This is a genomic window from Pseudomonas flavocrustae (genome assembly GCF_029872515.1).
GTDB lineage: Bacteria > Pseudomonadota > Gammaproteobacteria > Pseudomonadales > Pseudomonadaceae > Chryseomonas > Chryseomonas aestiva.
Genome location: NZ_JAPDIQ010000007.1, coordinates 148,190 through 162,626, shown reverse-complemented (window position 1 = coordinate 162,626; position 14,437 = coordinate 148,190). Strand labels below are relative to the sequence as shown.

The 14,437-nt window shown below is 65.5% G+C and carries 12 protein-coding genes and 1 pseudogene; 6 read left to right on the top strand and 7 right to left on the bottom strand.

Features of this window, described 5'->3' with window-relative positions; all coding sequences use genetic code 11:
- Positions 1-18: 18 nt before the first annotated feature.
- Entirely contained in the window at positions 19-1,248 is a 1,230-nt protein-coding gene (locus OMP44_RS16600; protein WP_280309789.1) for a 2-octaprenyl-3-methyl-6-methoxy-1,4-benzoquinol hydroxylase, read from the top strand.
- A gap of 4 nt (positions 1,249-1,252) precedes the next feature.
- Here the strand turns inward: OMP44_RS16600 and cysQ are convergent, their stop codons facing one another.
- Entirely contained in the window at positions 1,253-2,095 is an 843-nt protein-coding gene (gene cysQ, locus OMP44_RS16595) for a 3'(2'),5'-bisphosphate nucleotidase CysQ (RefSeq protein WP_273862537.1), read from the bottom strand.
- The gene (nudE, locus tag OMP44_RS16590) at positions 2,092-2,658 is read right to left on the bottom strand and encodes an ADP compounds hydrolase NudE (RefSeq protein ID WP_273862536.1); all 567 of its coding nucleotides are present in this window, start codon (positions 2,656-2,658) and stop codon (positions 2,092-2,094) included. Before nudE ends, cysQ begins: the two co-directional genes overlap by 4 nt.
- Positions 2,659-2,721: 63 nt before the next feature.
- Here nudE and yrfG point away from each other — a divergent pair, with 63 nt between their 5' ends.
- From yrfG to OMP44_RS16570, 4 genes are all read left to right on the top strand, one after another.
- The gene (yrfG, locus tag OMP44_RS16585) at positions 2,722-3,381 is read left to right on the top strand and encodes a GMP/IMP nucleotidase (RefSeq protein ID WP_280309787.1); all 660 of its coding nucleotides are present in this window, start codon (positions 2,722-2,724) and stop codon (positions 3,379-3,381) included.
- A gap of 77 nt (positions 3,382-3,458) precedes the next feature.
- Positions 3,459-4,352 carry a LysR family transcriptional regulator gene (locus tag OMP44_RS16580; RefSeq protein WP_187980917.1) on the top strand — a complete coding sequence of 298 codons (894 nt, stop codon included), beginning with the start codon at positions 3,459-3,461 and terminating at the stop codon, positions 4,350-4,352.
- A gap of 94 nt (positions 4,353-4,446) precedes the next feature.
- Positions 4,447-5,262, top strand: coding sequence for a formate dehydrogenase accessory sulfurtransferase FdhD (gene fdhD, locus OMP44_RS16575; RefSeq protein WP_093253409.1), 816 nt, complete (start codon positions 4,447-4,449; stop codon positions 5,260-5,262).
- A gap of 16 nt (positions 5,263-5,278) precedes the next feature.
- Positions 5,279-7,603, top strand: coding sequence for an FdhF/YdeP family oxidoreductase (locus tag OMP44_RS16570; RefSeq protein ID WP_280309781.1), 2,325 nt, complete (start codon positions 5,279-5,281; stop codon positions 7,601-7,603).
- Positions 7,604-7,660: 57 nt separating this feature from the next.
- Here the strand turns inward: OMP44_RS16570 and OMP44_RS16565 are convergent, their stop codons facing one another.
- Genes OMP44_RS16565 through OMP44_RS16555 form a run of 3 tightly spaced genes read right to left on the bottom strand, consistent with a single transcriptional unit; the run spans position 7,661 to position 10,869 of the window.
- Positions 7,661-8,062, bottom strand: coding sequence for a phosphate ABC transporter substrate-binding protein (locus OMP44_RS16565; protein ID WP_280309779.1), 402 nt, complete (start codon positions 8,060-8,062; stop codon positions 7,661-7,663).
- 11 nt (positions 8,063-8,073) lie between these two features.
- Positions 8,074-9,195: a hypothetical protein gene (locus tag OMP44_RS16560; RefSeq protein ID WP_133860492.1), complete on the bottom strand. Its 1,122-nt coding sequence runs from the start codon at positions 9,193-9,195 to the stop codon at positions 8,074-8,076.
- 51 nt (positions 9,196-9,246) lie between these two features.
- A complete protein-coding gene (locus OMP44_RS16555) occupies positions 9,247-10,869 on the bottom strand; it encodes a methyl-accepting chemotaxis protein (protein WP_133860493.1) in 1,623 nt (540 codons plus the stop codon).
- A gap of 269 nt (positions 10,870-11,138) precedes the next feature.
- On the opposite strand from OMP44_RS16555, the gene OMP44_RS16550 reads away from it, so the two are divergent.
- Positions 11,139-11,705 carry a nucleotidyltransferase family protein gene (locus OMP44_RS16550; RefSeq protein WP_280309772.1) on the top strand — a complete coding sequence of 189 codons (567 nt, stop codon included), beginning with the start codon at positions 11,139-11,141 and terminating at the stop codon, positions 11,703-11,705.
- Between the two features lie 482 nt (positions 11,706-12,187).
- Here OMP44_RS16550 and OMP44_RS25095 read toward each other — a convergent pair whose 3' ends face one another.
- Positions 12,188-12,901, bottom strand: coding sequence for a methyl-accepting chemotaxis protein (locus OMP44_RS25095; protein WP_372240041.1), 714 nt, complete (start codon positions 12,899-12,901; stop codon positions 12,188-12,190).
- A 144-nt stretch (positions 12,902-13,045) separates the two neighbouring features.
- Positions 13,046-14,050 (bottom strand): annotated as a pseudogene (locus OMP44_RS25090) (methyl-accepting chemotaxis protein); the annotation flags it as partial.
- Positions 14,051-14,437: the final 387 nt, after the last annotated feature.

The window sequence follows — 14,437 nt, the reverse complement described above, 5'->3', positions numbered from 1 at the left end:
CTGCGAGGAGAAACGAGCATGCTGACCCATGCGGATCTGGTGATCGTCGGTGCCGGCATGGTCGGCAGCGCCCTGGCCCTGGCCCTGGCCGACAGCGGCCTGTCGGTGGTGCTGCTCGACCGCGGCCCGCTCACCCCTGGCGCGGTCGAAAGCGACCTGCCCTTCGAACCCCGGGTCAGCGCCCTGTCGCTGGCCAGTCAACGCATCCTGCAACGCCTCGGCGCCTGGGACGGCATCCTCGCGCGCCGCGTCAGTCCCTACCAGGCGATGCACGTCTGGGACGGCTCCGGCACCGGCGTCGTGCATTTCGATGCCGCCAGCGTGCATGCCGAGGTGCTCGGCCATATCGTCGAGAATCGCGTGGTGCAGGATGCCCTGCTCGAACGCCTGGCCGAGGCCAACGTCCTGCTCCTGCCCGAGGCGCGCCTGGAGTTGCTGCGTCGCTCCGGCGACCAGTGGCTGGTGCAACTGGCTGGTGACCGCCAGATCCGCGCCCCCCTGGTGGTGGCCGCCGATGGTGCCACCTCCGCCGTACGCCGCCTGGCCGGGCTGGAAACCCGCGAGTGGGACTATCTGCACCATGCCATCGTCACCAGCGTGCGCTGCGCCGAATCGCACCAGCGCACCGCCTGGCAGAGATTCACCGACGACGGCCCGCTGGCCTTCCTGCCTCTGGACCGCGGTGGCGATACCCGCTGGTGCTCCATCGTCTGGTCCTGCACGCCCAAGCAGGGCGAGCGACTGATGGCCCTGGACGACGCGGCCTTCTGCCAGGCCTTGGGCGAGGCCTTCGAGCAGCGTCTGGGCAAGGTGGAATGCAGCGACACGCGACTGTGCATCCCGCTGCGCCAGCGCCATGCCAAGCGCTATGTGGAACCTGGCCTGGCCTTGATCGGCGATGCCGCCCATGTCATCCATCCGCTGGCCGGGCAGGGCGTCAACCTGGGCTTTCTCGATGCCGCGGTACTGGCCGAGGAGTTGCGCCATGCCCAGGCGCGCGGTGAATCCATCGCCGAGCAGCGGGTGCTGGAACGCTACGAGCGCCGCCGCATGCCGCACAACCTGGCGATGATGGCGGCGATGGAAGGCTTCCAGCGCCTGTTCCAAGACGACCGCCTGCCGCTGCGCTGGTTGCGCAACGCCGCGCTCAAGCAGGTTGATCGCCACTTCGAGGCCAAGGCGCTGTTCGTCCGCCGCGCCCTGGGCCTGTCCGGCGATGTGCCGGAACTGGCCAAGGTCGTGGCTTGACGGCTCAGGCGTCGCCCAACGACCCGGCCAGCTCCAGCACCTGTTGCCGCCAGGCGGCCTCGCGGGGCAGGGCGAGGAAGTGCGGGTTGAGGAAGGACTCGCGCATCTCGTAGGTGAGGGGCTGGCCGTCCAGGGTTACGACCTCGCCGCCGGCGCCTTCCAGCACGCCCTGGGCGGCGGCGGTATCCCACTGGGAAGTGGGGGCGAGTCGGGGATAGAAGTCGGCCAGGCCTTCGGCCAGCAGGCAGAACTTGAGCGAGCTGCCGACGCTTACCAGTTTGGGTTCGCCGAAGGTATCGCCCAACCCGTCCACCAGGCGCTGCTGGGCCGGGCTGCCGTGGCGGCGGCTGGCGACCACGGTGAAGGCGTCTTCCGGCTGGACGCGCACGCCGATCTCGATGCCGTCTTCGCCCTGGATGCGGAAGGCGCCCAGTTCGCGGCCGCCGCTGAAGCAGACGTCCCGGGTGGGGATGCCGACCACGCCGAAGATCACCTGGCCGCGTTCGACCAGGGCCACGTTGACGGTGAATTCCTCGCTGCCGTCGATGAATTCTTTGGTGCCGTCCAGGGGGTCGACCACCCACCAGACGTCCCAGGCGCTGCGCGCCGCGAAGGGGATGTCACAGGCTTCCTCCGACAGCACCGGCACGTCCGGGGTCAGCCGGGCGAGGCCGTCGGCCAGCACCCGGTGGGCGGCGAGGTCGGCGGCGGTCACCGGCGAGTCGTCGCTCTTCTGCCGCACCGCCACGCCTTGGCGCCAGTGGGGCAGGATGGCCGCGCCGGCCTGGCGCACCAAGTCGATGACGTTGAGTACCAGCGGAGCGGTAATGGAAACGGGCGCCATCATGCCGAAAGGTCTCCGCGTTGGGTGAGCAGGTCGCGCACCAGGTAGAGGGCGGCCAGGGCCCGGCCTTCGGAAAAGCGCGGATTCTGCACCAGTTGCGACAGCTCGCGCAGGTCGACGCTGCTGACTTCGAGGGGCTCGGGTTCATCGCCCGGCAGGCGCTCCGGATAGAGGTCGCGGGCCAGCACCACATGGATGCGCTGACTCATGTAGCCGGGGCTCAGCGACAGCGCGGTGAGGTATTCCAGCTGGTGGGCACCGAAACCCGCCTCTTCCTTGAGTTCGCGATTGGCGGCGTCGAGGATCTCTTCGCCCGGCTCCACCAGGCCCTTGGGCAACGACAGTTCGTAGTCTTCCACGCCGCCGCAGTATTCCTCGATGAGCAGGGCGCGGGTGGCGTCCTGCAGGGCCACCACCATCACCGCACCGTGACCGGTGCCCTTGTTGGCCAGGCGCTCATAGGTGCGCTCCTCGCCGTTGGCGAAGCGCAACTGCATCTCCTCGACGGTGAACAGGCGGCTCTTGGCCACGATCTGTCGGGCGAGAACAGTGGGTTTCTGGCGCATGGACGGCTCCTGGGCTGGGCGGACGGGTATGATAACCCGCCTGTTACATGATCCGGAGTCACCATGACCCCTCTCGACTGGAGCCGTATCGATACCGTGTTGCTGGACATGGACGGCACCCTGCTTGATCTGCATTTCGACAACCATTTCTGGCTGGAGTACCTGCCGCAGCGCTATGCCGAGCGCCACGGCCAGTCCCTGGCGCTGGCCAAGGCCGAGCTGGAGCCGCTGTTTTTCAGCCACCAGGGCAAGCTGACCTGGTATTGCCTGGACTTCTGGAGCGCCGAGCTGGGTTTTTCCATGCGCGAACTCAAGGAGGAAATCGCCCACCTGATCGCCCTGCGTCCGGATGCCGATACCTTCCTTGCCGCCCTGCAGCGCGCCGGCAAGCGGGTGGCGCTGATCACCAATGCCCACCGCGACTCCCTGTCGCTGAAGCTGGAGCGCATCGAGCTGGCGCCCTATTTCGACCGGCTGATCAGCTCCCACGACTATGGCTTTCCCAAGGAAGAACAGCAGTTCTGGCACGCCCTGCAGGCCGACTTCGCCTTCGATCCGGCGCGCACCCTGTTCATCGACGACAACTTGCCGATCCTGCGCAGCGCCCGCGACTACGGGGTCGCCCACCTGCTGGCGATCTACGAGCCGGACAGCCGGCGCGGACCCAAGGACAGCGAGGAATTCGAGGCGGTGCGGGACTATCGGGAGTTGCTGCCGCAGTGATGACTGCCGCAGTCCTGGCGACCCTCACCCCGGCCCTCTCCCAGCGGGAGAGGGGGCAGAGCGCCTGGAGGTAACCCGTGGACATCAAGCAACTGCGCTTTCTCATCGCCCTGGACGAGACGCGGCACTTCGGCCAGGCGGCGGCGCGCTGTCACGTTACCCAGCCGACCCTGTCCATGCGCCTGCGCGGCCTGGAAGACGAGCTGGGGGTGGAGCTGGTGCGTCGCGGGCAGCGCTTCGAGGGCTTCACCGAGGCCGGTCAGCGCATTCTCGCCTGGGCGCGCACCCTGATGGCCGCCCATGACGGGCTCTATGCCGAGGCCCAGGCCTTCCAGGGACAACTGGTGGGCACCCTGCGGGTCGGCCTGGTGCCGTTGGCCAGCTTCGATCCCATGCCGCTGCTGCAGCACCTGCGCCTGCTGCACCCCAAGCTGCATTTCCAGCTGCAGGTGCTGAGCACCGAGCGCATCCTCGAAGCCGTGGCCAGCAATCGCCTGGAGCTGGGCATCTCCTACCTGGAACACCTGGATCCGGCGCGCTTCGACAGCCTGACCCTGACCGAGACGCGCATGGGCCTGCTCTATGACGAGCGGCATTTCAGTTTCGACCAGGTCGCGCTGGACTGGCAGGCGGTGGCCGGGCTGCCTTTGGGCCTGCTGACCGGCGCCATGCATTTCCGTCAATCGGTGGACCACGGCTTTCGCAGCCTGGGGCTGACGCCGCAGCCGGTGCTGGAGACTGATGCCGTCTATCTGCTCTTGCAGGCCGTCAATGCCGGTCTGTGCTGCGCCGTGGTGCCCCTTGCCGGTGGCTTCGATCGTCTTACGCCCCATGCCCGGCTGATTCCCATCGACACGGCCCGCACCCTGGCGCCGCTGGGTTTGCTCATCCGGCGCACCGAACCCCGGTTGGCGGTGGCCGATGCCTGCTTCCAGGCCGTCAAGGCGCTTTATGCCGAGAGTGATAGATAGCGTTTATCAAGGCATCGGTCATAGCGATTAGACGCCTCGGGATGTGCTGGTTAATCTTTGATCTGTGTCAAACCGCCGCAGGTCGTTTTCGCCCATGTCCCAGCAATCGCCAGACCTCGTTGCCGCGCCCCCCGCCGGCTATGCCTTCGCCGAGCTGGAGCAGCCTGCCGTACGGGGCGAACAGCCGCTGGCCGAAGAGGTGGCGCTGGCCATCGCCTACAACGGCATCAGCCATGCGGTGATGATGGCAACCCCGGCCGACGTGGAAGACTACGTGGTCGGTTTCAGCCTCAGCGCCGGCATCGTCGATGCCATCGACGACATCTATGGCATCCAGGTGCGGCGCGTGGGCGAGGCGCTCAATGTCGACGTCGAGATCAGCAGCCGCACCTTCTGGGCGCTCAAGCAGCAGCGCCGCCAGCTGGCCGGGACCAGTGGTTGCGGCCTGTGCGGGGTCGAGGCGCTGGAACAGGCGCTGCCGCAGCTGGATCGACTGCGCAAGGTGCGGCTGCCCCCGGCCGCCCATCTGCATGACCTGCGCCAGCGGATCGATGCTGCCCAGGATCTCGGTCAACGCAGCGGGGCGGTCCATGCCGCGCTGTTCATCGACGCTCAGGGTGAACTGACCCTGTGCCGCGAAGACATCGGCCGCCACAACGCCCTGGACAAGCTGATCGGCGCCCTGCTGCGCCAGCGCCAGCCGGTGCGCGAGGGCTGCGTGGTGGTCACCAGTCGCTGCAGTCTCGAACTCATCCACAAGGCGGTGCGTGCCGGGCTCGCCACCCTCATCACCCTGTCGGCGCCCACCGGGCTCGCCGTGGAATGGGCGCGCCGCCATCGTCTCAATCTGATCCACCTGCCGCACCGGTCGCCACCGCGGGTCTATGCCCCGGCGCCCGTTGCCCCTTGATCCCACAGGTATCGCCATGAACAAACCTCAGCAGTCCTTCAAACCCTATCAAGGCCCCGCCGCCGGCTGGGGCGCCCTGAAGAGCGTGGTGCACTTCTGGCTCGACAGCGGCAACGCCTTCAAGAATCTGCGGACGCTGCTCAAGACCAACCAGGACCACGGCTTCGATTGCCCGGGCTGTGCCTGGGGCGAGGCGCCGGAAAACGGCCTGGTGAAGTTCTGCGAGAACGGCGCCAAGGCGGTCAACTGGGAAGCCACCAAGCGCCATGTTGATGCGGCCTTCTTCGCTCGCCATAGCGTGACCTCGCTGCAGGAGCAGAGCGACTACTGGCTCGAATACCAGGGTCGGCTGACCGAGCCGCTGCGCTATGACGCCGCCACCGATCGCTATGTGCCCATCGCCTGGGACGCCGCCTTCGCGCTGATCGCCAAGGAGCTCAAGGCCCTGGCCAGCCCCGACGAAGCCGAGTTCTATACCTCGGGTCGCGCCAGCAACGAGGCGGCCTTCCTCTACCAGCTGTTCGTGCGCGCCTATGGCACCAACAATTTCCCCGACTGCTCGAACATGTGCCACGAGGCCAGCGGTGTCGGCCTGGGCCGCAGCATCGGCGTCGGCAAGGGCACCGTGACCTATCACGACCTGGACGAGGCCGATGCCATCTTCGTCATCGGCCAGAATCCCGGCACCAACCACCCGCGCATGATCGAGACCCTGCGCAACGCGGTGAAGCGCGGTGCCCAGGTGGTCTGCTTCAACCCGCTCAAGGAGCGTGGCCTGGAGCGCTTCCAGCATCCGCAGAATCCGCTGGAGATGCTCACCAACGACTCGCGGCCGACCAACACCGCCTATTTCCGTCCGGCTCTGGGCGGTGACATGGCGGCGCTGCGCGGTATCGCCAAGTACCTCCTGCAGTGGGAGCGCGAAGCCGCCGCCAAGGGTGGCAAGCGCATCTTCGACCACGATTTCATCGCCGCCCATACCCTCGGCATGGACGACTACCTGGCCCAGGTCGACGCCACCTCCTGGGAGCTGATCGAGCGCCAGTCGGGGCTGTCGCTGCACGAGATCGAGCAGGCCGCGCGCATGTATGCCCGGGCCGAGAAGGTCATCATCTGCTGGGCCATGGGCATCACCCAGCACCGCCACTCAGTGGCCACGGTGCAGGAGATCGCCAACCTGCAGCTGCTCTGCGGCCAGATCGGCAAGCCTGGCGCCGGTCTCTGTCCGGTGCGCGGCCACAGCAACGTCCAGGGCGACCGCACCATGGGCATCGACGAGAAGGCCCCGGCCTGGCTCAGCGACGCCCTGGCCAAGCGCTTCGCCTTCGAGCCGCCGCGCAACCGTGGTCACAACACCGTGGAGGCCATCGCCGCCATGGAGCAGGGGCAGGCCAAGGTGTTCATCGCCCTGGGCGGCAACTTCGCCCAGGCCACCCCGGACACCCCGCGCACCCACAAGGCGCTGCGCAAGTGCCGGCTGACCGTGCACATCGCCACCAAGCTCAACCGCAGCCACCTGGTGACCGGTCGGCAGGCGCTGATCCTGCCCTGCCTGGGTCGTACCGAGACGGACGTGCAGAAGGGCGGCAAGCAGGCCATCACCGTGGAAGACAGCTTCAGCATGGTGCATGCCTCGGCCGGCATCCTGCGGCCGCTGTCGTCGCAGATGAAGTCCGAGCCGGCCATCGTCGCCGGGCTGGCCAAGGCCACCCTGGGCAACCATCCGGTGGACTGGGACTGGCTGATCGAGGACTACGATCGCATCCGCGACCTGATCGCCGACGTCATCCCCGGTTTCCAGGACTTCAATGCCCGGCTGGCCGCGCCCGGTGGCTTCTACCTGGGCAACAAGGCCGGGCGCCGGGAGTGGAACACCGCCACCGGCAAGGCCAATTTCGCCGCCAATGCGCTGCTGCATGACCTGCTGCCGGACGCGGTCCGCCGCCAGGGCATCAAGCCGGATCTGATCCTGCAGACCATGAGATCCCACGACCAGTACAACACCACCATCTACAGCCTCGACGACCGCTATCGCGGCGTGAAGGGCCAGCGCGACGTGGTCTTCGTCAACCAGGCCGATCTGGATCGGCTGGGCGTGGCCGCCGGCGAGAAGGTGGATCTGGTCGCCCTGTGGGACGACGGTATCGAGCGCCGGGTCCGCGGCTTCACCGCGCTGCCGTTCGACATCCCGGTCGGCCAGGCCGCCGGCTACTACCCGGAGACCAATCCGCTGGTGCCCCTGGAGAGCTACGGCGAGGGCAGCTTCACGCCCACTTCCAAGTTCGTCGCCATCAAGGTCGAGAAGGCCAGCGCCGGCAACCGCATCGCCTCGGTGGCCTGAGGCCTTCCCGGAAATGAAAAAAGCCGTCGCGAGACGGCTTTTTTCATGGCGCGACTATCACTGCAGGGTGAAGAGGACCTTCACCTTGTCGGTGACCGCGGCCTTGTCCACGTAGCCGATGGCGTCGGCTTCGCCGGCTACCTGGGCGACCACGGCGGCGTCGCCGGCCACGCTGGGCAGCGGCTGGCCCTTGCCGGTGAACACCAGGCCCGACCAGTAGGACTTCAGCTGGGCTTCGTTCTTGTTGGCGACCTTGGCATAGAAGGTCTCCTTGGTGGCCGACCAGTCCTTCTGGTCGACGCCCTTCAGCGACTTGTCCTTGCCGAGGAAGATGTTGGCCACTTCATCCTGGCCGGGTGTCTTGGCGGCGGCCGAATTGACGATCACGGCGACTTCGGCGTGGACCAAGCCGACGCTGAACAGCAGGGCGGCGCCGGTGAGCAGGCGGAGAGAACTCATGGGCGGATTCCTTAGAAGATGAAGTCGAGGCCGATGCTGACGATGTCGCCGTCGAAGTTGCGCGCCGGCGCGCCGAAGCGACCGCCGCTGCGGTCGTAGACGGCGTTGGCGATGCTCTCGCTGTCGGTTTTGACGAAGGTGCCGTTGTAGCCGCCGGTGGTGTCGACGCGCTTGTATTCGCTCTTGAGCACCAGGCTGGGGGTGATGTTGTAGTTCAGGCCATAGGTCCAGGAGCTCTGGCGACCGGCGCGTTCTTCGTCCAGCTGGGCGTAGGTCACGTGGGCCAGGAAGTCACCGAAGCGGCGACCGGCCATCAGATAGAAGGCGTTGCTGCTGCCCTGGTTGTCGCCCTCGATGACGCGACGGGTCCATTCGTTGCTGGTCAGCCAAGTGCCGTTGTCGTACTGGTAGCCGAGCGAGGTGAACTTGCCCTTCTGGTCGTCCAGGGTCAGCAACGGGTAGTGCAGGTCGATGCTCGATTCGGTGTAGGCCAGGCGCACGGTGCCGTACTCGTTGGTCGCCAGGCTGACGTTGGCGGCGGCGATGCGCTTGTAGTCGATGTCATAGAGATCATCGTTGACGAAGTAGTTGCGATTGACCGCCTGGCCCCCGCTCACCTGGACGTTCAGGGTGCCGAAGGCGACCGGCAGACTCCAGAGGGCGTCGGCGCCTTCGTAGTTGGAAACCTGCACCTGGCTGTAGACCTCGTCGGGCAGGCGCAGCCAGGGGTAGGTGATACCTACGTCCAGGGTCTCGGAATACATGAACACCGGCGTGCGCAGGCGGCCGGCGCGGAAGGTCAGGTTGTCGGTGGCGTGGAAGGCCAGATAGGCCCATTCCAGGTTGGCCTTCCACTGGTCCTGCTCGGCCTTGGCGGTGACCTGCACCGTGGCGTCCAGCTTGTCGGTCAGGCCGTACTGGAACTGGCCGCCCAGCTTGCTCAGCTGATCGCCACGCCAGTGATCGTTGGTCTGGCCGTTGATGCCGAAGCTGCGGCCGTCGTCTTCCCCGCCCAGGTGGGTGATGCCGGCGGTGCCGAAGCCGTTGAAGCGGTAGTCGCCCTGATCGAGGGCGAGCGCGGATCCCGCGCAGGTGAGGGCCGCGCCGAAGGCGAGCAGACGTGCAAAAGCCATGGAAATGCTCCTAGAGGTTTCTCGGTATAGGGAAAGTCGGTAGCGGGCTAGCTAGATGCGGAAGCGCGAGGTCGCCTGCCGGAGATCGGTGTCGACCACCACCAGCTGCTCGCCCATGCGGGCGGTGGCGGTGGTGCTGTCCGCACTGGACTGGGTATCGGTCTGCAGGCGGCGGGTGTCGCTGCTGATCGAATCGGAAAGACTCAGCTGCTCGCCGGTGAGCAGGGCGATCTGAGCGTTGTAGTCGTTGATGCGCGCCACGGCCTGGGCGATGCCTTCGAGCATCGCGGTGGCGGCCTGGGAGCTGCTGGCGCTGACCTGCGCCTGGGTATGGCTGCCCTGCATGGCCTGCAGCACGCGCTGGGCGTTGCCCTGCAGGCGTTCGATGATCTGCTGGATCTCGGCGGTGGAGCGCGCGGTCTTCTGCGCCAGATTGCGCACCTCGTCGGCCACCACGGCGAAGCCGCGGCCCTGTTCGCCGGCGCGCGCGGCCTCGATGGCGGCGTTGAGCGCCAGCAGATTGGTCTGCTCGGCGATGGACTTGATCACGTCCAGCACCAGGCCGACCTGGCGGGTTTCCTGTTCCAGCTGCTGCATGGACTCGGCCGACTGGCGCACGCTGTCGTCCAGTTCGCCCATGTTGCGCGACAGCTGGCCGATGCTGGTACGGGCGGCGGCGGACTGCTCGGCCGCGGCGGAGGCCTGGTCAGCGGCCTCGCGCGAGCGGTCGGCCACCTCATGCAGGTTGGTGTTCATGGTCTGGATGTCACGGCCGATGGACTCGGTGTGACCCTGCTGGGAACGAGCGTTGTTCTCCACCGTCTGGGTGAGTCTGTAGAGCTCGCCGGACACCTGGCCCAGCGGGTGGGCGGCATCGACGATGGCCTTGATGGTGCCCTGCAGCTGATCGAGAAAGACGTTGAACAGTGCGGTCATCTGGCCGATCTCGTCCCGCGAGCCGACCTGCAGGCGACGGGTGAGGTCGCCGTCGCCCTCGGCGATGGCGCGCAGCGAGGTGATCACCTCGCGCACGCTGCCGAGCACGCTGCGGATGGTCAGCACGGCGGCGCCGGCCAGGATCACCACCAGCAGCAGACTCAGCCAGATGCCGACCCGGGTGGTGTCGGCATTCTGGTCGCGGGCCTGGGCCAGGGTCTGCTGGAAGTCGGTATAGGCATGGCTGCGCAGGGTGGTGCCCAGCTGCTGGGCAGCGGCGAGATCCGTGGCCATGCGGTCCAGATTGGGCCGCAGGGAATCGAAGGAGCCGCTGCCCTTGATCAGTTGCTCGGAGGCGCTCAGGGCGTTGTCCGCATAGCGATGGATACCCTGGCGCCAGCCGGAGATCTCGTCGTTGCGCGCCGAGGTCTGGCGGGTGAGGTCGGCCATTTCCTGCAGGCGGCTGTCGATGTCGTCGACCACCTTGCGCGCCTCGCCCAGGGTTTCCAGTTCACTGGCGGTCACGGCGCTGTTGAACAGTCCGGGCAGGCGGGAAAACTGGAAGAGCACCGCGTCGGCCTTTTCCAGCAGCGGATAGCTGTGATTTTCCAGCTGGTCGAGACGTTGATCGTTGCCAGCCAGCTGGGCGGAGGTATAGGCCACGTAGAGCAGCAGGCCCAGCAGAGCGGCAGCCGGCAGCAGCGACAGCTTGAGCGTCAGCGACAGGTTACGAAACATCTACACCTCGGGAAGCATGGGCAGTAGCAAGCAGCGAGGTGCGGCACCCTCTTTTCGAGCGAGGGCTTGCCAAGGGTCATGTCCTGACCGGTCACCACGTCCTGTTGGCCTCGCAAACGTGATTTAGCGAAGCCGTCACATTTTCGACATCTGCTGGTAAAACTTAAGACGACCAAACGTTATTGCGATTATTGGCGATGGGCGTTGCGAAAGGCGGTGCAGGCGGTCATCTTCGGGATTTCCAGACTGACCAGTCCGGCCATGACCCCGTGTTCTCCCAGATCGAGTCCTGGTTGAAGGCCGATGCCGAGCGTCTGCGCCTGCTGCGCGTCCTCGCCGACCTGCAGCTGCCAGATGCCTGGCTGGCTGCAGGCTTCGTGCGCAACCTGGTCTGGGATCGACTGCATGGCCATGCCGAATCGACGCCGCTGGCGGATCTGGATGTCATCCATTTCGACGCGACCGACTGTCGACCCGAGCGGGACAGGTCCATCGAGATGACGCTGGCGGAGCGGGCGCCGGGTCGGCCCTGGTCGGTGAAGAATCAGGCGCGGATGCATCTGCGCAATGACGATCGCCCTTATCGCGACTGCCGGGATGCTATGGCCCATTGGCCTGAGATGGAAACGGCCCTGGCCGCGCGCCTGACCGCCGAAGGTGAGCTCGAAGTCGTCAGTCCCTTCGCCCAGGAAGGACTCCTGGCCCTGCATCTCACGCCCAATCCCTGGCGGCCCCGGCCGGAAGCCTTTCGCCAGCGGCTCGCGACCAAGGGCTGGCTGGAGCGCTGGCCGCGATTGCAGGTACGAACGGATCGCCTGAACGACGACCAGGGTTGAGCAGCAGCGGCGCTGGGAAAGCGTTCATTGCCAGGAACTCGGCAACACGCCAGGCCTTGCCGCCGTAGTGATATCGAAAGGCCTGTGCAGAAATTATCGAGCGATTCGGTGATAAATACCGGAGTGCCAGGTAGAACTATCTGTTGAGATAAGAGATATCGTTCAACCGATAACAACAGAGAGCAGGTTGTGGAACCCTTGTTTCAAGTTTATGACTGTTGAGGATTCTCTTCGTCCAAAGGCTGACGAACTTCGGTCAGGATGAAGGCTTTATTATTCCCATAACTTCGTAGTTGGTTTTCACTCGATAACCGGGCTTCTTCCGCTGCAGGCTTCTGGCTGGTTGAAGTGTCGCCGAAGTGCATGGACAAGACGCCCCCTGGGCGTCAGGCCTGAACGAGCCCCCGATCATCAATGCCCGAGGTCTTCCGTCCGCGACGAGAGCAGGCCGGGAGTTCGGCGGAACGGGAGCCGAACAGGTATCAGACCCTGAAGCGCGACGTCAGCTCTTGCAGCTGCAGGCTCAGATTGGCCAGCTCGGTGCTGGAACCGGCGGTTTTCTCGGTGGCGGCTGCGGTCTGGTCGGCGACTTCGTGGACCTTGACCACGCTGCGGCTGATGTTTTCACCGGCCGCGCTCTGCTGCTCGACCGCAGTAGCGATCTGCTCGTTCATGGCCTCGATCTCGCTCACCGCACTGCTGACGCTGCCCAGGACCACGCCCGCCTGGCGGGTCAGGTCGACGCTGTCGCCGGTCAGCTGGATATTGCGGTCCAGGGCGGCGCTCATCTTGTCGGTGCTGCCGTGCAGCCTAGTGATGAGGCTGGCGATCTCGTCGGTGGAGGAGCGCGTACGCTGCGCCAGGCCACGCACCTCGTCGGCGACCACGGCGAAGCCACGGCCCGCTTCACCCGCGCGAGCGGCTTCGATGGCGGCGTTGAGCGCCAGCAGATTGGTCTGCTCGGCGACCGCCTTGATCACGTCCAGCACCCCGCCGATGCGGTCGGCGTCCTGCCTGAGCAACTCCATGGTGGTCTGGGTGCTGTCCACTTCCTGGGCCAGGGTCTGGATCTGGGTGGCGACCTGGTTGACCATCTCGTCACCCTCGCGGGTCTTGAGGGTGGCCTCGCGGGCGGTCGTCGACGCCTGTTCGGCATTGCGCGCCACCTCATTGATGGTGGCGCTCATCTGCTGCATGGCGGTGGCGATCTGCTCAGTCTCCATCTTCTGTGCCGAGGCGCCAGCGCGGGTCTGCTCGGTGATGGCGGAGAGTTCTTCGGCGGCACTGGCGACCTGGATGACGCCATCCTTCTGCTCGCGGATCAGATCGCTCAGATTGACGATCATGAGCTGCATGGCCGCCTGCAACTGGCCGATCTCGTCCTTGCGCGCCGCTTCGATCTGCACGGTCAGGTCGCCGGCAGCGAGCTGCTCTACGGTCGCCAGGGTCTGGCGCAGCGGCGTCACGATGGAGCGGGTAATGATCCAGGCCGCGACCAGGCTGAGCAGTATCGCCAGCAGCAGCCCGCCAAAGAGCATCAGCTTGGCCCCGCGGATATCGTCGAGGCGGAACTGGCTCTGTATCTGTTTCATTTCGTCGGAGGTCTTGAGCAGCACCTGGATATGCTGGTAGAGGCCCTGATTAACCTCCTGGTACGCCTTCTGAATACTGAACAGCTGTTGGACCTGGCGCTGATACTCGTCAAGGAGCCCTGGCAGCTGCTGCAATTCCGGGGTCGAAGGCAGGGTCTTGAGTACCTCGCCGACCCTGTCCAGGGACGCTTGCAAGGCCTCCTGTTGCGGGCCGGCTGACTTGAGTACATAGAGGTGCAAGTGGATCCGCAGCTGCTGCAGCGCCGCCAGCAGGGAAGGCAGCTGGGCGCTGGCCTGATCGCCTTCGCGGTTCAGGACGCCTGACGCCTCCTGCAACCGCTTGTCCAGCATATCGCCCGTGTTGCGCACGTCCTGAAGGGTGGTGGTGCGGTCCTGGGTCACCTTCAGCGTCTGCCGATAGAGGTCACGGTATTCCCTGAGGGTCTGTTCGGTGCGGGCCAGCAGCGCTTTGCTCTCCGGACGTTTGAACAGCGGACGGGCATCCTGCAAGTGCTGTTCGAGGGCATCGATGCCGCTTTTCCAGCGACTGGCCTGATCCGCTTCCGGCAAGATCGCAAAGTCCTTGCGCGCATTGCGCATGTCGCGGGCAAGTAGCCCGATCTGGTTGAACTGTTCGATCAGGTTGCCGCGTCGGCCCAGGGCCTGGATGCCGTTCCAACCGGCATAGGCGATAGCCAGGGTCAGGATGATCAGGACGGTAAAGCCGGAAAACAGCTTCGTACGAACACTCATGTTGCTCATTTTCATGGGGCTATTTCCCAACGTTCGGCGGAAAGTTCCGGGGTTCGAGGAGTGCTGAGGGCGTCGGATTCTAGCCGAGGGTCATGGGGAAAAGTTTGGTATTTACAACATTTAAATAATGGTAAGTCTAATCTTTATATAAAGGCTTAAAGGGGGATTCCGCTGTTTGCTGGTCCCCAGTATCGGGACTATTGAAGAAGTAGATTCCTGGCCACGAAGTTCAGGTGAAACGAGTGGTGCCGTTTTAATGGGCTATTTTTTATTAGTCATGCTTTAGTGATACAGCCAAAGGGTGGGGATCGAGAGGTCCTGGCCTGGACTCGGCAGGGAAGGGCGGCTGGAGGCTTCGTCGCCAGCAGGTGCGGCCCCCCTTGGCGG

Coding starts and splice junctions, on each gene's coding strand:
- OMP44_RS16600 (WP_280309789.1), top strand. CDS start 19: ATGCTGACCCATGCGGATCTGGTGATCGTCGGTGCCGGCATGGTCGGC.
- cysQ (WP_273862537.1), bottom strand. CDS start 2,095: ATGATGGCGCCCGTTTCCATTACCGCTCCGCTGGTACTCAACGTCATC.
- nudE (WP_273862536.1), bottom strand. CDS start 2,658: ATGCGCCAGAAACCCACTGTTCTCGCCCGACAGATCGTGGCCAAGAGC.
- yrfG (WP_280309787.1), top strand. CDS start 2,722: ATGACCCCTCTCGACTGGAGCCGTATCGATACCGTGTTGCTGGACATG.
- fdhD (WP_093253409.1), top strand. CDS start 4,447: ATGTCCCAGCAATCGCCAGACCTCGTTGCCGCGCCCCCCGCCGGCTAT.
- OMP44_RS16570 (WP_280309781.1), top strand. CDS start 5,279: ATGAACAAACCTCAGCAGTCCTTCAAACCCTATCAAGGCCCCGCCGCC.
- OMP44_RS16565 (WP_280309779.1), bottom strand. CDS start 8,062: ATGAGTTCTCTCCGCCTGCTCACCGGCGCCGCCCTGCTGTTCAGCGTC.
- OMP44_RS16560 (WP_133860492.1), bottom strand. CDS start 9,195: ATGGCTTTTGCACGTCTGCTCGCCTTCGGCGCGGCCCTCACCTGCGCG.
- OMP44_RS16555 (WP_133860493.1), bottom strand. CDS start 10,869: ATGTTTCGTAACCTGTCGCTGACGCTCAAGCTGTCGCTGCTGCCGGCT.
- OMP44_RS25095 (WP_372240041.1), bottom strand. CDS start 12,901: ATGCAGCAGATGAGCGCCACCATCAATGAGGTGGCGCGCAATGCCGAA.